The organism is Halomonas sp. A3H3, assembly GCF_000982975.1.
Taxonomy (GTDB): Bacteria; Pseudomonadota; Gammaproteobacteria; order Pseudomonadales; family Halomonadaceae; genus Vreelandella; species Vreelandella titanicae.
Map to the genome: position 1 here is coordinate 371,916 of NZ_HG423343.1, position 16,912 is coordinate 388,827.

The 16,912-nt window shown below is 55.7% G+C and carries 17 protein-coding genes; 8 read left to right on the forward strand and 9 right to left on the reverse strand.

Features of this window, described 5'->3' with window-relative positions:
- Window positions 1-21 precede the first annotated feature (21 nt).
- Window positions 22-1,146 (forward strand): aminotransferase class V-fold PLP-dependent enzyme, encoded by a 1,125-nt coding sequence (locus HALA3H3_RS01675; protein ID WP_022520648.1) that lies wholly within the window; start codon window positions 22-24, stop codon window positions 1,144-1,146.
- Window positions 1,147-1,189: 43 nt separating this feature from the next.
- Here the strand turns inward: HALA3H3_RS01675 and HALA3H3_RS01680 are convergent, their stop codons facing one another.
- Both HALA3H3_RS01680 and HALA3H3_RS01685 read right to left on the reverse strand, forming a co-directional pair.
- Entirely contained in the window at window positions 1,190-1,879 is a 690-nt protein-coding gene (locus tag HALA3H3_RS01680; protein WP_022520649.1) for a CBS domain-containing protein, read from the reverse strand.
- 164 nt (window positions 1,880-2,043) lie between these two features.
- A complete protein-coding gene (locus HALA3H3_RS01685) occupies window positions 2,044-3,474 on the reverse strand; it encodes a hypothetical protein (RefSeq protein ID WP_009287189.1) in 1,431 nt (476 codons plus the stop codon).
- A gap of 112 nt (window positions 3,475-3,586) precedes the next feature.
- Here HALA3H3_RS01685 and HALA3H3_RS01690 point away from each other — a divergent pair, with 112 nt between their 5' ends.
- Both HALA3H3_RS01690 and HALA3H3_RS01695 read left to right on the forward strand, forming a co-directional pair.
- A complete protein-coding gene (locus HALA3H3_RS01690) occupies window positions 3,587-4,606 on the forward strand; it encodes a J domain-containing protein (RefSeq protein WP_022520650.1) in 1,020 nt (339 codons plus the stop codon).
- A 59-nt stretch (window positions 4,607-4,665) separates the two neighbouring features.
- Window positions 4,666-5,097: a hypothetical protein gene (locus tag HALA3H3_RS01695; RefSeq protein WP_022520651.1), complete on the forward strand. Its 432-nt coding sequence runs from the start codon at window positions 4,666-4,668 to the stop codon at window positions 5,095-5,097.
- Here the strand turns inward: HALA3H3_RS01695 and HALA3H3_RS01700 are convergent.
- Complete coding sequence (locus HALA3H3_RS01700; RefSeq protein WP_022520652.1) at window positions 5,014-7,548, reverse strand: mechanosensitive ion channel family protein; 2,535 nt, start codon at window positions 7,546-7,548, stop codon at window positions 5,014-5,016. The genes HALA3H3_RS01695 and HALA3H3_RS01700 overlap by 84 nt on opposite strands.
- A gap of 127 nt (window positions 7,549-7,675) precedes the next feature.
- On the opposite strand from HALA3H3_RS01700, the gene HALA3H3_RS01705 reads away from it, so the two are divergent.
- Together HALA3H3_RS01705 and HALA3H3_RS01710 are read left to right on the forward strand one after the other, a co-directional pair.
- On the forward strand, window positions 7,676-8,686 hold the full coding sequence (locus HALA3H3_RS01705) for an amidoligase family protein (protein ID WP_009287187.1): 1,011 nt from the start codon (window positions 7,676-7,678) through the stop codon (window positions 8,684-8,686).
- 74 nt (window positions 8,687-8,760) lie between these two features.
- On the forward strand, window positions 8,761-9,444 hold the full coding sequence (locus HALA3H3_RS01710; RefSeq protein ID WP_022520653.1) for a gamma-glutamyl-gamma-aminobutyrate hydrolase family protein: 684 nt from the start codon (window positions 8,761-8,763) through the stop codon (window positions 9,442-9,444).
- Here HALA3H3_RS01710 and tpx read toward each other — a convergent pair.
- Window positions 9,441-9,941 (reverse strand): thiol peroxidase, encoded by a 501-nt coding sequence (gene tpx, locus HALA3H3_RS01715; protein WP_022520654.1) that lies wholly within the window; start codon window positions 9,939-9,941, stop codon window positions 9,441-9,443. The genes HALA3H3_RS01710 and tpx overlap by 4 nt on opposite strands.
- A gap of 136 nt (window positions 9,942-10,077) precedes the next feature.
- On the opposite strand from tpx, the gene HALA3H3_RS01720 reads away from it, so the two are divergent.
- Window positions 10,078-10,794 (forward strand): glutamine amidotransferase, encoded by a 717-nt coding sequence (locus tag HALA3H3_RS01720; protein WP_022520655.1) that lies wholly within the window; start codon window positions 10,078-10,080, stop codon window positions 10,792-10,794.
- A gap of 24 nt (window positions 10,795-10,818) precedes the next feature.
- Here the strand turns inward: HALA3H3_RS01720 and nfi are convergent, their stop codons facing one another.
- The 3 genes from nfi to HALA3H3_RS25905 form a co-directional block, all read right to left on the reverse strand.
- The gene (gene nfi / locus HALA3H3_RS01725) at window positions 10,819-11,505 is read right to left on the reverse strand and encodes a deoxyribonuclease V (RefSeq protein ID WP_022520656.1); all 687 of its coding nucleotides are present in this window, start codon (window positions 11,503-11,505) and stop codon (window positions 10,819-10,821) included.
- 135 nt (window positions 11,506-11,640) lie between these two features.
- The gene (locus tag HALA3H3_RS01730; protein ID WP_009287184.1) at window positions 11,641-13,356 is read right to left on the reverse strand and encodes a DEAD/DEAH box helicase; all 1,716 of its coding nucleotides are present in this window, start codon (window positions 13,354-13,356) and stop codon (window positions 11,641-11,643) included.
- A gap of 91 nt (window positions 13,357-13,447) precedes the next feature.
- Entirely contained in the window at window positions 13,448-13,636 is a 189-nt protein-coding gene (locus HALA3H3_RS25905; RefSeq protein WP_039859330.1) for a hypothetical protein, read from the reverse strand.
- Window positions 13,637-13,889: 253 nt separating this feature from the next.
- Here HALA3H3_RS25905 and HALA3H3_RS01735 point away from each other — a divergent pair, with 253 nt between their 5' ends.
- Window positions 13,890-14,087: a CsbD family protein gene (locus HALA3H3_RS01735; RefSeq protein WP_022520658.1), complete on the forward strand. Its 198-nt coding sequence runs from the start codon at window positions 13,890-13,892 to the stop codon at window positions 14,085-14,087.
- Between the two features lie 153 nt (window positions 14,088-14,240).
- Window positions 14,241-14,729 carry a PRC-barrel domain-containing protein gene (locus HALA3H3_RS01740; protein WP_022520659.1) on the forward strand — a complete coding sequence of 163 codons (489 nt, stop codon included), beginning with the start codon at window positions 14,241-14,243 and terminating at the stop codon, window positions 14,727-14,729.
- Window positions 14,730-14,867: 138 nt separating this feature from the next.
- Here HALA3H3_RS01740 and HALA3H3_RS01745 read toward each other — a convergent pair whose 3' ends face one another.
- Together HALA3H3_RS01745 and HALA3H3_RS01750 are read right to left on the reverse strand one after the other, a co-directional pair.
- Window positions 14,868-15,860 (reverse strand): glutathione S-transferase family protein, encoded by a 993-nt coding sequence (locus HALA3H3_RS01745; RefSeq protein ID WP_022520660.1) that lies wholly within the window; start codon window positions 15,858-15,860, stop codon window positions 14,868-14,870.
- Window positions 15,861-15,949: 89 nt separating this feature from the next.
- On the reverse strand, window positions 15,950-16,873 hold the full coding sequence (locus HALA3H3_RS01750; protein ID WP_022520661.1) for a LysR family transcriptional regulator: 924 nt from the start codon (window positions 16,871-16,873) through the stop codon (window positions 15,950-15,952).
- Between the last annotated feature and the right edge of the window lie 39 nt (window positions 16,874-16,912).

The following is a 16,912-nucleotide window of genomic DNA, read 5'->3' on the forward strand; positions in this document are numbered from 1 at the left end:
TTCTAAAAACAGGAGAACGCCATGGCTGGTTTACTACCCAACGTCGACCCCGACGGCTTGCTTGAATACTCGGTGGTCTACACAGACCGTTCGCTGAATCACATGTCACAGCAATTTCAAGGTGTGATGCGGGATATTTCAGCCACGCTGAAAGAGGTGTACAACGCCCAAGCGGCCGTTATCGTGCCCGGTAGCGGCACCTTTGGCATGGAAGCGGTGGCGCGCCAGTTTGCCGTTGACCAGAAAACCTTGGTTATTCGCAACGGCTGGTTCAGCTACCGCTGGACGCAAATTATTGAGATGGGTCGCTTAACCGACCAGCACACGGTGCTTAAAGCACGGCGTCTAAAGGCCGATGACCCGCGCTCGCCTTTTCAGCCAGTGCCCATTGAGGAGGCCGTCGCGCAGATTCGTAGCGAAAAACCTGCCGTTGTGTTCGCCCCGCAAGTCGAAACCTCTGCGGGCTTGCTACTTCCGGATGACTATATTCAAGCGCTCGCCGAAGCAACTCACGAGGTAGGTGGCCTGTTTGTACTGGATGCCATTGCCGCGGGCACTCTGTGGGTGGATATGCAGGCACTCGGCATTGATGTGGTGGTAAGCGCGCCGCAAAAAGGCTGGAGCGGTTCGCCCTGCTGCGCCATGGTAATGCTCTCGGAACGTGCCACGCAGCGCTTGAGTGAGACCCAGAGCAACAGCTTTGCCTGCGATTTGGGCAAGTGGCACAGCATTATGCAGGCCTATGAAAATGGCGGGCACGGCTACCACGCCACCATGCCTACCGATGCACTGCGGCAATTACGGGACATTATGCAGGAAACCCGCGCTTACGGCTTTGCCAAGGTAAAAGAGGAGCAGCAGGCGATTGGCCGGGAAGTCCGCGCCATGCTTAAACGCCACGGTTTTGTGAGCGTTGCTGCGGAAGGTTTTGAAGCCCCAGGCGTAGTGGTGTGCTATAGCGACGATAGTGGCTTAGTGGGCAAACTTGCCCAGGCGGGCGTGCAAGTGGCGGGCGGCGTACCGCTAATGTGCGATGAAGGTGATAACTTCCAAACCTTCCGCATCGGTCTATTTGGCCTCGATAAGCTGCACCACACAGAGCGCAGCGTGAACAGCTTAGAGCAGGCGATTAAAGCAGTGGTGTAAGGTAAAGAAAGCAGAGCCCGCTATTTTAATAGCGGGCTTTAGGTCACATATAGCCCACGCCCCGCGGCATCATGCCCAGATGATTTTCGACTTGGGTAACCCCTGGCACGTTTTCCGCAGCAACGGTTACCGCCTGCTTCTGTTCAAGGGATTCGACCAGCCCCCATACCTCCACAGCGCCGCCATCCACAATCACGCTAATGCCTTCAACTTGTACGCCGGTATTATTCTCAACTTCTTTGAGAATAGCCTCACGAATTTGGCGATCATCCGTGGGCGACTGGGTTGGCGCCACTGCGGCATTGGCGATACCCTGGAGCAAGTTAGCACGGCTAACAATACCCACTAACTTGCCATCACGTAGCACAGGCACCCGCTTGATATGATGTTTTTCCAGCATTCGCGCAATGGTATGCAGCGGCGTGTTCTCTTCGACGGTCATTGGATTCGGGGTCATGACCTCGTGGGCTTTACGACCATGGGACTTAACATAGTCGCCAGCATCCTTGCCGCCGGTAAACAGCGATAACCACCAGGAGTGCCCGTGGTCACTGTCACTTTTTACCCGGCGCATTAAATCACCTTCGCTGACAATGCCGATCACCCGGTGCTCACCATCTACGACAGGCACCGCACTAATACGGTGATTGAGCAGCAGTTGCGCAACTTCACGTACTTCAGCGTCAGGCCCCACACTCACCACTTTGGGCGTCATAATATCGATAGCTTGCATTGTACTCCTCCTTGCGCTCAACCTTTAAAGACCGAACCGCAGATGCAGGTTCCCCTGCCTGTTCTTTGAGCCTAGTTCGCTGCTGGATATTTGCCCATGCTGGCAGCGATCTCAAAGAACGCATTGAGGCTGAGTTGACCTAGCGCAGTTTATTGGCACTTTAGTTATTTACTTTCCTTCACCACGCTGCTCTCTTCGACTTTCTCGACATCGACAATGCCCGAGCGGCTAACGACAACCTTCCAGCGGGCCAAGTAAGGAGTATCTTCGCTGCCCGTCTCCCGAATCACTAAGTTAAACAGATGACGGCGCTCGACGCCCTCGCGAACCGCTTGGCCATCTTTTAAACGATAGATGTGATGCTTGCCCTTACTCATTAGTCGGGTAAGCATCGAGATATCCAGATTGAGCGTTTCACGGGTATGCTCGTAGCCGCTCAAAAAGCGCGTAGGCGACATACGTGAGCTTGAACGATAGTGCAGCACCACTTCTTCACGCTGGGCTACCGTACGGCGGCGCATCTGCTTGATATCATCGCCCAGCGATGCGTAGCGCTTGTAGTCAAACCACTCCAACTGGCGGCCCACCACGGCGTTGCGCGTGGGGTCTAAATACTGGCGCCGCCACTTGGGACGGCCTTTACGCAGCCAGCGCCACAGGGTATTGCGCAAATCATCCTTAAACACTTCGCGCAGGGCGTAGAGCAGCGCCATGGCTAATACGAACAGCGCGGTGATATCTCCCAGAGCATTACGCAACTGCAGCACGCCTAACGATACAAAGGCCATTACCACGGCGGTGGCAAGCGCTTTGACCGCTTTTTGCTCGCCGCCACCCAGCTCCAATGCCTCTTGTTTCAGGGTAATCGGGTGCTCAATCAGGCGCCGCAACAAGCGCATTTTATTCGACATCCGCGTGGGATCAGCCATCACGCGCTCGGCGTTGTACTGCTGTTCGCGGCGATACTCGCCCTCCCGGTGACACACGCTAATAAAACGTCGGCGAATATCGGTAAACTCTCCGCCGCGGGGCATGTGTGCCACCAGCGCCAGCAGCTGTTGCTCGGTAAACCAGGAGAGGTAGTTATCGATATTGGCAAAGTACTTATATAGACTTTCGTCATCAGGCTGGTGGCGACGTAGCCGCTTGAGAATACCATCGCTCAAGTCGATCATCTCATGCAGTTGGTCACGTAGGGCAACGGCACTCTCTTGCACCTCACTGTTCTCTTCGCGCTCCTCTTGGCGAGCATGGCGCAGCTTATTGGCATTCACCAACATTGCTCGAGTAGTGCGCTCCATCGCTTCCACGTATTGATAGGCGTAGAGACTCAAGCTCAACCGATACGAGTCGCTGCCGAGCCGATTACGGCTGGCCAGCCGACTGTGCACCAGCGGTAAGAGATACTCGTCACTGTAGTAGGTGCGCGAGACATTGATAGCGGCATGATAAAAGGCTTCTTCTGAGATAAGCTGGGTGCTTAATCCCAAATCGCCAGGCACAAAAAGATAGACGTCGAGGTTATGCGATGTCTCTTCCTTGAGCCGCCGGGTAAGACGCAGCTGAAAGCTGTTTTTACGCTCAACGTTGATCAACTCATCAATCTCCTACTCCTTTGCCTAACGCGATGATATACCATGGCTAACTTGATCATGGCGCTACCTAAAGCCACCCCTCTGCTCACCTCTTCACCTATGGAGCTAGGAAATGTCCATTGCCCGTTTTTCACCCTTTGAGCTGCTGCTATTAAAGAGCCGCAGCCAAGTGGATACGGCAACCCTGCTGCTGTTGGCCTGGGTGCTGGTGCACCGTCAACATGTTTCAGAGGGGCAGCGGCGCCGCCGCCTGGCTCAGGTGACCGCACAGTTTCGCCACGGGCATGAGCTGGGGCCAGTAATGAGTATTGCCCGTAGCCAAGACTTGCAAGCGATCCAACTAGCTGCCGAGGTGGTTCGCAAAGAATGCGGCACAGAACGCAGCCTGAGCGTTATTCATCAAGCGATTACCGTCGCCACTGACGACGGCGAGCTGTCCCTGGCCAACCACTATATTTTGCGTTTTTTGGCCGACCTGCTAAGTATCGCACCAATGACCTTGAATACTCTGTTTAAAGAGCTCACCGGCACACCCCTTGCCACACCCGAAGACCCCAGCCGTGATGCTTACTGGCAGGCACACGACCCAGATTATCATGCCCGAAAAGCACGCGAAGCCGAGGCCGCTGAGCAGTACCACCAACAGGCCAATGCTCGGGCCAAACAGCAGCAGCAACAGAAAGAGCGACGCCACCAGCAGAAGCAACAAAAACAGCAGGAGAAACAGCAACGCCAGGAGCAGGCTCGCCAAGCCCGCGAACAGGAACAGCAGCGCCAGCGTGAACAGACGCGCCAACAGGAGCAGGAACGGCAACGGCAACAACAGCAGCGCGAACAGGCCGAGCGCGAACGGCGCCGCTCTCGCCAGCAAGATTCTCGTCACCAGCATCGCCAACAAGAGCATCGCCAGCAGCGCGCCTCACCGCCGCCCGATCGCACCACTCGGGCGCTTTCGGTGCTAGGACTTACCCCAGGTGCCACCCGGGTAGAGGTTCGCCACGCCTATCGGCGGATGGCGCAGCTCCACCATCCAGACCGCTTCTATTCGGAAAGTGAACAACAGGTCGCCTTGGCCTCAGCGCGGTTTCAGCGTATTAAAAACGCCTATGATTATTTGATGCAAACTTACTAAGACCATGTAACGCTAGACGTTTCGCAGGATGCACTGGCCCATGAGAATAAATTGACCCTATGCGCGATTTGTACCAGCGCCTCGCGGTTTCCCCCGAGGCCAACGAACAAGAAATCAGCCAAGCCGTGGCTAGCTGCCAGCATAGCGCGCTACGCCAGGATGCCGAGGCGGTGTTCGCGGTTGCCGAACGCCGCGAAACCTACGATACGCTGCACGACACCGTCAGCGATATCGGTAAGCTACGAGCGCGCCTGGGGCTCAGCCACGGCGCCCACTGGCAGGGCGATGTCGCCAACGACTTTTCGCTGCCGCCGGATCACGCCATTTCCCGTCACGACGAACTGGTCGACCGCGTTAGCCACGCGGTCTCGTTGTACAACCGTTGGCGCCGCTGGCGGGGCCCGTGGTTACTCATCGCCGTGTTCGCCACCGGGGCTGGCATAGGAATCGCTCTGGGGCTTGCCCTGTGCCTGGGGCTTTTGCCGATGTGACGCAGCACGATTATTCGTATTATCGTGCCTGCGTGCCTGTTCATCCTGGCGAATCTCAGCTTTTGTCGGACGCGGCGCGGGCTTCGGAGGTGTTGGTTTCTTATGCTCCTGTGGGTTGAAGTCACTTGCTTGCGTCGCGCTATGCTTGCCTTGTTCACTCTCAGGCGAAGTGTTTTCTTGCCCAGCTTGTTCTTGCGAGCCCTCTTCTAAAGAGAATGAAGTACCCGCGGTCGCCTCCATGCGGTCTTCAGCGCGTGCTTCCATACTGACACTAAGACGCGGCACGCCCAGGTCAATCTCTTGAGCTTCCATACGCTGCTTCAGCAACAGGTTAAACGCCCGCGAGACATCCCACTGCATCTCCGGCGCGGTGCGAAAGCGCATGCGTAAAATGGGGCAGCCATCTTCAAAACCCTGAACGCCCTGCATCTCCAGCGGCGACCAGATGTAGTGGCGCATCATCGGATCACGGCGCAGCTCCTGGGCAGTCTCCTGCATCAGCGTAATCGCATCGTCGATTTTCATATCAAACGGAATGCGTATTCGCATCAGCGCGATGCCGAACTGGCGGGACATGTTATGAATCGACTCAATGCGGCTAAAGGTGATGATGTGCACAATGCCATCCAAATCGCGTAGCCGCACAGTGCGCAGCGTCAGCCCCTCGACCGTGCCCATATGGTTATTGATCTGCACGAAGTCATCGACCGCTAACGAATCTTCGATCAAGATAAAAATACCGGTAATCAAATCCTGCACTAACGTTTGCGCACCAAAACCGATCGCCAGACCGATCACACCAGCACCCGCCAGCAGCGGTGTGACGTTGACACCCAAATTAGCCAACCCGGCGATAACGGCAATAATCAGAATTGTTACAAAGATGACGTTGCGGATCATCGGCGTGATGGTTTGCGCCCGGGCCTGATTGACCCGCCGCCCACGTGAACGGGCTGACGATGTTAGCGCTCGCTGAATGGCGGTATCGGCAAATATCCATACCAGCCATGCAAGCAACACCGTGGCCCCCAAGCTAACCAGCGCTTGGCCAATCCGCGCGCTGGCCACGGCTTGTTGGCCCAAACCGAAGAACGAACTGCCCCACACCTGCATTGAGAGTTCGGCAAACACCATCCACGAGCAGATGTGCGCCAACACGAAGCCGAAGCGCTCTAAACGTTTGCGATATTGGCTATAACGGCGGCGGTGGCGACGCTTGCCCATCCGTTCCGCTTGGCGGCGCAGCAACCCGGTGACTACCAGTGTCAGTACCAGCAGGCTGGCGGAAATAATCGAGCGCGCCAGAGCAGTGCCCACATCGCCCACGGTGATAAAAATCGCCAGCAGCGAACCGCTCACCAACAGCAGCGCGGGTATGTGCCATAGCCCCCCCAGGGAGCGAATCATTTCGACCGCGGTGCTGGCGTCACGCCGCTGCTTGAAGGGCCGGTTGCAAATCAGGTGGCGCACGGGGCGCTTAAACTTGAGAATAAACCGCGCTGCAAGCAACGCCGCGAGCATATTGGAAAGCACAGAGGCTAGGCTCGACAGCTCGCTACCCAGCATTTCAACGAGACGAGTGGAGTTGACCGCGTCGCCAAGCGCAATCAAAGCACCAATCACAAACAGCCCGCGCAGCGCACGCTGTTGAAGCAGTTGAACCGCAGTAAAACGATGGCCACGGCTAAAGAACGCGATGACTGTTTCAAACACCACCGATAGCGCCCTGCCACACAGGCAGATATAGGCCACTACCAATACCAGCGTACGCCCAGGGCTATCGGGCAGCACCTGGCCAATCCCCAAGGTAATGGCAAACGACAGTGCCCAGGGCAGCATCCGGCGCAAAAAGTGCACTGCCATCAGCCAGCCCTTGGGATCCCGAGGCAGATCCAACGGCCACTCACGCCGGGTAGCGATCATGCGCCCAAAGGCAATCATCAGCACCAACAGTACGCCCCAAACCAAGGCCAGCACCGCCCCTTCGGCAACCGCTCGAATCGCCTCCCCCTGGTCGGCATCATCGTTAAGCGCGCGCAAATCATCTACGCCCTGAACCAGCTGGCGTGACCACTGATCAACCGGCGAATCCCCCGCCTGGGCCTGATCACCCAGGTCACTTAAGGTATCGGCGAGAGCACCCAGTAATCCCTGGCGTACTACGCCCTCATCTGCGCTGGCAGCGTCTGCGGTTACTTGCAATTCGCGTAGCGATTTAAGCAACTCTGTGCGCCGCTCTTCGTTTTCAAGCATGGTGATGACGTCAGTGAGCGACTTCTGAAACTCTTCACCGCTAACGTCAGCGCTTTCCTCTTCGGAACCGCTGCTCAGGCCGGGCAGCGACACCGTTTGCGCCTGGGCTTGAGTGATTGCCATGCTCGTCATTGCTAGGCTTGCCAATACAAACAAGACAAAACCTATTAACGAATTGATTAACCAGTGCTGTCGCACGCCTTACTCCTGAAAATTAGCTTAGATGGCGTCCTGCTTATCATTTGCCGCCGCTATTAATACGCTCAGTCTCAACGCGTGACTATGATAGGCTGAAGACTTAAACGTTCACCTCAAGGACGCCGAGATGACGCTACAAGCTCCACCTAACCGCTTAAACAGCCAGGGGAAAATCCGGCACGTTGGCATTGAAATCGAGTTCGCTGGCCTGCCGCCCCGAGACACGGCGATGATCGTACGTGAACTGTTTGGCGGGGAGCTTAACGTGGTAAGCCCCCATCGGCTACTCGTTGAGGATACCCGCTGGGGAGAATTTGGTATCGAGCTCGACACCCAATACGCGCATCCCGACAAATCGCTGGCCGACGACCCTCACCCAGAAGATAGCGAGTGGGCGCGCCATCAGCATCAACGCCGGGTCGAGTTCCATCACAAAACCCGCGAGCTGATTGGCGACATGGTCACAGGCCTGGTGCCTACCGAAATCGTTTGCCCACCGATACCTTGGAATGAGCTGGAAGATTTAGACGCGCTGTTCGAGACACTACGAGAGCATGGCGCTAAGGGCACCGATGCCAGCCTGCTGTATGGGTTCGGCTTACACCTAAACCCTGAAGCGGAGCGTTTCGATGTTGACTATTTGCTAGCCATGCTGCGTGCGTACCTGCTGCTAGCTGGCTGGCTGCGCGACGAAATTAAAGTCGATATTACCCGTGAGATGCTGCCCCACGCGAATCCATTTCACAAAGCCTATGCGTTAAAAATACTGGATAGCCACTATTCGCCTGATCTCGACACGTTAATTGACGACTACTTGCACCATAATCCCACGCGCAATCGCGAGCTGGATATGCTGCCGCTATTTGCCTATCTACGCCCCGACCACTCTCATGAATTGCTGCATACGCAGCTTACCAAGCCGCGCCCCACCTTTCACTACCGCTTACCCAACGCTCAGCTTTCCCAGCCGGGGTGGGGCTCAGTGACCGAGTGGAATCGCTGGGTGGAAGTCGAGAAACTTGCCGCTAATTCTGAGGTGTTACTCGCTCGCTGCGCTGAATATATCGCCGACCATAACCGACCGATGCTGACCCGCGTAAAAGAAAAACTAGTTCGTTTGCTTCGCCGCGAACACTGATTGTGTTGTAGAGCCCAGCTATATAAAACCCGTTTAGCATTCTTCATTTCCTGTCACAGTGAGTAACTATCCACATGACTCGGCCGCTTATCGGAATTACTACCTCTGACCAAAAAAGCCACTTAGCGTGGTGGTTTGATTGGTTCGCCGTCTGGCGGCATGGCGGCAAACCGTTGCGGTTATCGCCTTCGCGCCCGCAGCCGGAAAGCCTGGACGGCTTGATCATTGGCGGCGGCGACGATATTCAGGCCCACCTCTACGGTGGCGAAGTACAATTAGATGTTCGTTTAGACCCTGCAAGGGATGAGCTGGAGCTAGCCCTGCTTGAACGTTTTATTCCGCTGCATACACCAGTGCTGGGTATTTGCCGAGGGGCACAATTAATCAACGTGCACCTTGGTGGCACACTGGATCCCGATATCTACACCACCCACGAAGGGTTAAAACGGCGACGCACCGTTCTGCCGCGAAAAACCGTTGATATCGTGGGGGCAAGTAAGTTGCATCGCCTGCTAGGAGTTACCTGGTGTCGGGTTAACAGCCTGCATCATCAAGCCGTTTATCAGGCAGGCAGAGGGATTGAAATCGTTGCACGCGACCGGGATGGCCTAGTGCAGGGCATTGAGTCACCGGAGCACGACTTCTTGATTGGCGTGCAGTGGCACCCGGAGTGGCTGATTTTCAATCGCCCCCAGCAGCGCTTGATTCGCGCGCTGGTGAGGGCGTCAGAGCGGTATGCTACACGGCATACGAGCTAGCTCAGCACCGCCAAAGCAGCATCATAATCAGGCTCGTTCTTCAACTCGCTCACCAGCTCGCTGTGCAGCACCCGGTTATCGGTATCCAGTACGACGACTGCACGGGCGCAAAGACCTTCCATGGAGTTGTTGCACAGCGCTACGCCCCAGGCTTCGCGAAACTCGGGGTGGCGAAAAGTAGACAGTGTTTCGACGTTATCCAACCCTTCCGCGCCACAAAAGCGTTTGGCCGCAAAGGGTAAGTCCGCGGAGACGACCAATACCACGGTGTCGGCAAGGTTAGACGCCAGCTCGTTAAAGTGACGCGTGGACATGGCACAAGTGGGCGTATCCACACTGGGGATGATATTGAGCACTTTACGCTTTCCTGCGTACGTATCGAGCGTAACGTCTTGCAGATCGGTGTTGGTCAGCGTCATCGCCGGTGCCGCCTGCCCTTTTGCTGGCAATGTGCCAGCCACATCCAGCGGTTCGCCTGCGCGGGTAACCTGTTGCATTATTGTCTCCTTATGATGTTCATAATTAATGCGTTCTTACCATTTAAGCAGCCATGGTAGGCTATCTTCACGCCTTTGCGCTCTTCCTGAAAGGCCTTTGTTCAATGTTTGCGTTTCATCATACTGAGGGAGTGATATGGCCTGTGTATTGATCGTTAAAACCGGCGACGCTTTTCCGGAAGTCGTCGACCAGCACGGTGATTTTGAAACGCTATTTATAAAGCAGCTTAGCACCGCGCTGCCCGCGCATTTAGAACTACAGGTGTGGGATGCAACCCGCCAACCCAGCGCTCCTGAACTTAATACACTCGCGGGTATTGTGATTACAGGTTCGCACAGTATGGTCAGTGAGGCGGAACCCTGGAGCGAAGCACTGAAGCCGTGGCTGAAGGAGGTGCTGGCAAACGACATTCCCATGCTAGGCGTTTGCTATGGCCACCAGTTAATGGCCGCCGCTTTTGGTGGCATGAGTGACTACCACCCGGCTGGCCGCGAATCGGGCACGCGCTCCGTGCGACTCACCCAAGCGGGCCAGCAAGACCCGCTGTTTAGCCAACTACCGGAAAGCTTTGCCGCCCACCTGACCCATGCCCAGTCGGTGATGCAGACGCCCCAAGGTTGCACGGTGCTGGCCCATAACAGCCACGACGCCCATCAGGCGCTGCGCTACGGCCCGCGCCAGTGGAGCGTGCAGTTTCACCCGGAATTTACGGCGCCGGTGATGCGTGCCTACCTTGAACGCCAACGCGCCGCCCTACGCGACCAAGGCGAAGAGCCCGACACCCTGCTGGCGAATATTACTGACTGCCAAGAGGCCTCCAGCCTACTGCGACGTTTTTTGGCGTTTGTATAGCCCTTAGCCATCGGCAATCGAAAGCTACTTACGCAGATCACGCCGTGAGGCCAGCCGATCTGCCAGCCGCGTTGGCTCAGGTAGCTTGGTACGCCCCAAGCAGCGCAACACCCAGGCCAGCGAGGTTTCTAAAGTGATCCGGTGGCCAGGTGATACGTACACGGGCTTGACCTTGGTGCGGGAACGCAAAACGGCACCAATGGTTTCCTGCCCCGCGGAGAGTGGCACCCAGTCGCCGCGCTGCTCGCCCACCTCGGCGTGTTGGCCATATAGGCGTGACTTGGCAATACCGATGGTAGGTAGATCGAGCCATAGCCCTAGGTGAGCCGCCACGCCTAACCGGCGTGGGTGTGCAATCCCCTGGCCGTCGACCATCACCAGTTCAGGCATCACGCTGAGTTTTTCAAACGCGCCTAGCGCGGCGGGGATTTCTCGAAACGAAAGCAAGCCGGGGATATACGGCATTCGGGTGGGCTCGCGATGAACGACCTGTTCCACCACGCTTAAATCGGGTGCGGTGGCAGGATCCCATTTCAATACCACCACCGCTGCCCGAGTGATTTCGCCGCCCTCTTCGAAGCCAATATCCACCCCGGCGATATGCGTTATCGGCGCTAGGCGATCAGTAAGTTCCAATCGCCTCGCCAACTGCAACTGCAGCGCCATCGCTTCCTTGGGTGCCAGATTCCATTCGTGTAGTGGTGCGGACATGGTTTCCTCCTTGAAACGGTTAATGGTGAATAAGGTAGCAAAAAAACGCCCTCGCACCAGTAACGGTACGAGGGCGTCGAGATCTTCTCAGTTGCCGCTTGGCGGCAGCTGATTAATCCTTATAGTGGTGAAGACTTAGGCGCGTTCGCGACGACGAACCGGCGCATCGCCTTCGTCGCGACGGCGGCGCGGTGCACGCTCTGCCGGTGCGCTGTCTTCGCTGATTTCCAACGGACGACCGGCCACACGGGCACGGGCCATCTTGGTCAGAATCGTCGAGGGCAAGCCGCTCGGCAGTTCGACCACAGAGAAAGCGTTGCGAATATCGATACGACCGATACGCGCGCCTTCAATGCCGCCTTCGTTGGCGAGGGCACCAACTAGTTGGCCAGGCTTGACGCCATCTTTATGACCAACCGATACGCGGTAGCGCGTCATACCTTCAGTTGGTGCACCAGTGCGTTCGCGGCGTGCTCCCGGCTTACCGCCAGACGCTCCATCACGCGAGGGCTTCTCTTTGCGCGGCGCCTGAAGGCGACCGATCGGCGCTTCGTCAGCACGCGCCATAGCGGCAAACGCACAAGTCAGCTCGATCGGGTCATGGCCTTCTTCGATCAGACGCTCAATCAGCGCACGCTGCTCTTCGGCGCCCTTCGTTAAGGAGGCGATAACACGCTGATAGAAGACGTCATCGCGATGGGCACGAATAGCGGCTTCATCAGGTAGCGGCATTTCGGTCATTTTCTGACCGGTTGCCTGCTCCATCCAGCCCACTTTGCGGCCTTCACGGAAGCCAGCAAAGGTAATCGCGATACCGCTACGGCCCGCACGACCGGTACGGCCAATACGGTGCGTATAAGCCTCTGCATCTTGAGGCAGATCGTAGTTGATAACGTGAGTGATACGCGACACGTCAAGACCACGGGCAGCTACATCGGTAGCGATCAGTACGTCGACTTTGCCACGCTTCAAGCGCGTAATAGTACGCTCACGCAGGCTCTGATCGAGATCACCGGACAGGCCAGCAGCGTTAACGCCACGAGCAGTCAACTGCTCAACGAGCGTGGTACAAGCGGCACGGGTACGTACAAAGACGATGGCCCCATCGACCGGCTCGACTTCAAGAATACGCGAAAGAGCTTCAAGCTTAGCGCCACCATCAACACGCACAATGCGCTGTTCGATGTTTTCGCCGGTCGTGGTGCCCGACTCAATCGCGACTTTCACTGGGTTAACCAAGTAACGGTTAACGATGCGCTCGATTTCAGTGGGCAGTGTCGCTGAGAAGAACACACGCTGAGCATCTTTCGGGGTATCGGCAACCACGCGTTTTACGTCGTCGATAAAGCCCATGCGCAACATTTCATCAGCTTCGTCCAGCACTAGGGCGGAGAGGCCATCAAGCTTCAGGCTACCGCGATCCAGGTGGTCGATAATCCGGCCGGGGGTACCGACAACCACTTGCGCGCCACGCTTAAGGGCGCCCAGCTGTTCACGGTACTCTTGGCCACCACATAGGGTCGCAACTTCGAGACCTTTCAGGTTTTGGCCATATTTACTAAACGAGGCAGCTACTTGCTGAGCCAATTCGCGGGTTGGCGCCATAACCAACACTTGAGGCTCACGGCGAGTCAGCTCTAAACGTGACAGTAACGGTAATGCAAACGCTGCGGTTTTGCCGGTACCCGTCTGGGCCTGGCCCAGCATATCGCGGCCTTCAAGCAACGCAGGAATAGTTTGTGCCTGAATCGGCGAGGGAACGAGGTAGCCCTGTGATTCAACAGCAGACAGAACGGCAGGCAAAAGAGCCAGATCGCCGAAGCTCGGCGAGGCGACAGAAGTCGAGGTCATTAATCACACCTTGGTAGGCCGGCAAGTACCGGCAAAAAACATCATAAGCGTCTCTGACTCAGTCATCGCACAACGACATGAAGAATGGTCATTATCGATAACAGGCACCGCCGTAGCGGTCAAAGCCATCAGTGGAGTCGGAGACGCCGGTCGCACCTAGCATCCGGTTGGCAAACAACGCATTAGCGGGCCAACCGTTGTGGCGACCTTCTGCGCCGATTTCACCCGTTTGGTGAAATACTGGAGGCGCGCCATCTACACAGCAATGAACATCTAGCAATTGGCGAGATGTTCCCGCAAGCGACACTACAAATAACTATTAACATCTACTCATTAATAACTATACAGTTAAACGCTTACCGTCGTGATGGAGGGGTCAACACATGCGAGGAGCGCGCATCCTACCATTGCATTTGGCGTCTGACCAGTACTTTTAACTTACACCACAGTGAAACAAGGACTTGCGCTCATGCACATATGGTCTAACCTGAAAAAGTGCCTAATCAAGTTCACTATTCTCAAGGAGCGATGCAATGAACTCGGATCAAATTGAAGGCAAATGGAAAGAGATGAAGGGTAAGGCACGCTCAAGCTGGGGCGAGCTCACCGACGATGAGTTGGATCAGATCGGTGGTAAAAAGGATCAATTGATAGGCAAGCTTCAGCAGAAGTACGGCCTAGAGCGCGAAGAAGCAGAGCGTCAAGCCGATGACTGGGCTGATAAGCAGTAATAGCCTTATAAGCCCCCTTTAATTACACCATTTCCGTTTTGGTAGGTCGGTTTTTTAGCAACACAATGTGCTAGTGGTTCTGGTTATGTTATCCCCTCCAGTACCTGCAGCCACACAGATCTATTATCTATCGTAGCCACATGGAGAGATGCTATGCGTAAGACAATCCTCACAACCGTTATCGGTACCGCCCTTATGGGCAGCGTTGCCATGAATGCTCACGCGCAGGATGAGCCCCAGGGCATGTATTCTGCCGACGACATTCTTGATGCAGAGGTCTATTTTGCCGGCGGTTCCGGTGAAGAGATTGGTGACGTCGATGACATCCTGTTTGATGAAGAGATGCGCATTACCGCGATTGTGATCGAAAGCGGTTCAGTACTGGGCCTCGGCGGCCGCGAGATCGTTGTTGATACCGACTACTTCACCCTCGAAACCGAAACGGACGCCGATGGTGATACAGAACATCGCATTATGGTCGAAGCCAGCCAGGAAGAAGTCGAAGCCTTCCCGGCTTACAATAACGAGTGGTGGGAGCAGACTAAAGCCAACGCTCGCGATGCCTGGCAAACTACCCAAGAGGGCGCTGAAAGCGCTTGGCAGCGTACCCGTGAAGCGTTAGATATCGATGATAATGGCTAACGGTTCCCCATTGTTTTTAATAGCAACGTTTTTAATAGCAACGTTTTTAATAGCAACGAAACGCTAGCAGTAGAATCTCAGCATTAGAAAAAGGGCTGCCCAACTGGGCGGCCCTTTTTGCTAGCTAGCGATACGCATCTATTTACGCCGCACGCCCTGCCCCGGTAAACGCTCCCGGTCGTGAGACCGTTCAAGGTCGAGTAGGGGCCCAGCAGGTACGATTCGCGTTGGGTTAATCGTGTCGTGACTATAATAGTAGTGGCGTTTGATGTGATCCATATTGACGGTCTCCGCCACTCCCGGCCACTGATAGATTTCCCTCACGTAATTGGAAAGATTGGGATAATCTTCAATGCGCTTAAAATTGCATTTGAAGTGGCCATAGTAAACCGCGTCAAACCGGATCAGCGTGGTAAAGAGACGAATATCCGCCTCGGTTAACCACTCCCCCGCCAAGTAACGATGCTCGGCCAAGCGTGCTTCCATACGCTCTAGACCGTCAAACAACGCCTTCACGTGCTTCTCATAAACCGCCTGTTCGGTGGCAAAGCCTGATTTATAAACGCCGTTATTGATGTGGTCGTAAACATCGGCGTTTACGTCATCAATGACACCGCGCAGATCTTCTGGGTAAAAATCTAGGTCGTTGCCGGTCAATTCATCGAACGCACGGTTAAAAATACGTAGCAAGTCTGCAGACTCATTATTAACGATGGCGCTGCGCTGTTTGTCCCATAGCACGGGCACGGTGACACGCCCAGTATAGTGGGGGTCGGTCATGGTATACAGCTGGTGATGGTAGTCGACGCCGTTAACGGGGTCGCCACTGGCACCTTCGTCCTGACGGTACGTCCAGCCTTGGTCGAGCATCAAGGGGCTAACATGGGACGTGCCGATCAACGGCTCTAGCCCTTTCAACTTACGCATAATCAGCGTGCGATGCGCCCAGGGGCAGGCTAGCGAGACATATAAATGATAACGCTCTTTTTCCGCTGGGTAGCAGTCACCGTCAGTCTCCGGATGGCTGCCCACCCAGTCGCGAAGCTGAGCGGACTCACGAACAAATTCGCCGCCGTGTTTTTTAGTGTCATACCACTGGTCTTGCCACTTGCCATTTACCAGTAATCCCATTGGGCGTCTCCTGAAAGTCATTAGAGGTGCTAACAATTACGTTCTTTTCTTCAGCATACGCCCGCTTCAGGAACGCTCAAGCGGATGTTTTACGGCCTTTCATTCGAGTCAGTCGAATCATTCAGCGCGCATTCGCTCACCACGGCCTGTTTCAGTGCGGCGGCCATCGCATGAGCCGCTGGCCCTGCCCGGTCTCGGTCGCGAAAAATCATCTGAATCGGCACTTCACGAATACCGCCCGCGGGTAGTGGCAGCGGCTTTAATTGCCCGCTGTTTAACTCCTCCGCAATTCGTGTTTCCGGCATCCAGGCAAACCCCAAGCCACGCCTTAGCATATCCAGTGAGGTATTGAGGTGGCTGACGGTCCAACGCTGCTCGGCTTTCAACCAGCCAGCATTGGTTGATTGGCGCAGCGCTGAATCACGCACCACCAACTGCCGATACTGGGCTAGATCGCGCAAATCCAACGAGCGGCCCAATTTATGTAGCGCATGCTGGGGATGCGCCACGGCAACAAAGCGCACCGTGACCAACGGCTCGCCCAAGAAGCCCTGCGCCTCAATGCCGGAGACTACCAAGTCTGCGCGGCCATCATAGAGCATCTCAATGCCGCCATTGAGAACACTCTCGTGCAACTGCACGCGCACCTGCGGGTACGTTTCAGAGAATCGCTCTAGCGCTTTAGCTTGAGCAGCAGCGGGAAACACCTGATCGATTGCCACTACCACTTCCGCTTCTAAACCAGCGGCTAGCCGGGTGGCGACATCTTCAAGTGACGCTGCGCTCTCTATTAATTGACGCGCGCGCCGAAGCAGCAGCTCGCCCGCTTCGGTTAACCGTACTTGTCGGCCAATAGGCTCCAGCACCTGCACGCCTAGCTGCTCTTCTAATTTATGAACGGCATGGTTCAGCGTGGAGGGGCTTTTATGTACCGCCTCTGCCGCACGCGCAAATCCACCGTGGTCAACCACGGCGGCCAACATTTGCCATTGTGAAAGTGTTACCCGGGACATTTCGATTTCCTCAACGCAATACAGCGAAACAATGCGCTT

Excerpts from the sequence above, each read along its gene's own strand:
- HALA3H3_RS01710 (WP_022520653.1), top strand. The coding sequence starts at position 8,761 with ATGACTCGGCCGCTTATCGGAATTACTACCTCTGACCAAAAAAGCCAC.
- HALA3H3_RS01695 (WP_022520651.1), top strand. The coding sequence starts at position 4,666 with ATGCGCGATTTGTACCAGCGCCTCGCGGTTTCCCCCGAGGCCAACGAA.
- tpx (WP_022520654.1), bottom strand. The coding sequence starts at position 9,941 with ATGCAACAGGTTACCCGCGCAGGCGAACCGCTGGATGTGGCTGGCACA.
- HALA3H3_RS01735 (WP_022520658.1), top strand. The coding sequence starts at position 13,890 with ATGAACTCGGATCAAATTGAAGGCAAATGGAAAGAGATGAAGGGTAAG.
- HALA3H3_RS01745 (WP_022520660.1), bottom strand. The coding sequence starts at position 15,860 with ATGGGATTACTGGTAAATGGCAAGTGGCAAGACCAGTGGTATGACACT.
- HALA3H3_RS01675 (WP_022520648.1), top strand. The coding sequence starts at position 22 with ATGGCTGGTTTACTACCCAACGTCGACCCCGACGGCTTGCTTGAATAC.
- HALA3H3_RS01730 (WP_009287184.1), bottom strand. The coding sequence starts at position 13,356 with ATGACCTCGACTTCTGTCGCCTCGCCGAGCTTCGGCGATCTGGCTCTT.
- HALA3H3_RS01720 (WP_022520655.1), top strand. The coding sequence starts at position 10,078 with ATGGCCTGTGTATTGATCGTTAAAACCGGCGACGCTTTTCCGGAAGTC.
- HALA3H3_RS01740 (WP_022520659.1), top strand. The coding sequence starts at position 14,241 with ATGCGTAAGACAATCCTCACAACCGTTATCGGTACCGCCCTTATGGGC.
- HALA3H3_RS01680 (WP_022520649.1), bottom strand. The coding sequence starts at position 1,879 with ATGCAAGCTATCGATATTATGACGCCCAAAGTGGTGAGTGTGGGGCCT.
- nfi (WP_022520656.1), bottom strand. The coding sequence starts at position 11,505 with ATGTCCGCACCACTACACGAATGGAATCTGGCACCCAAGGAAGCGATG.
- HALA3H3_RS01750 (WP_022520661.1), bottom strand. The coding sequence starts at position 16,873 with ATGTCCCGGGTAACACTTTCACAATGGCAAATGTTGGCCGCCGTGGTT.
- HALA3H3_RS01690 (WP_022520650.1), top strand. The coding sequence starts at position 3,587 with ATGTCCATTGCCCGTTTTTCACCCTTTGAGCTGCTGCTATTAAAGAGC.
- HALA3H3_RS01705 (WP_009287187.1), top strand. The coding sequence starts at position 7,676 with ATGACGCTACAAGCTCCACCTAACCGCTTAAACAGCCAGGGGAAAATC.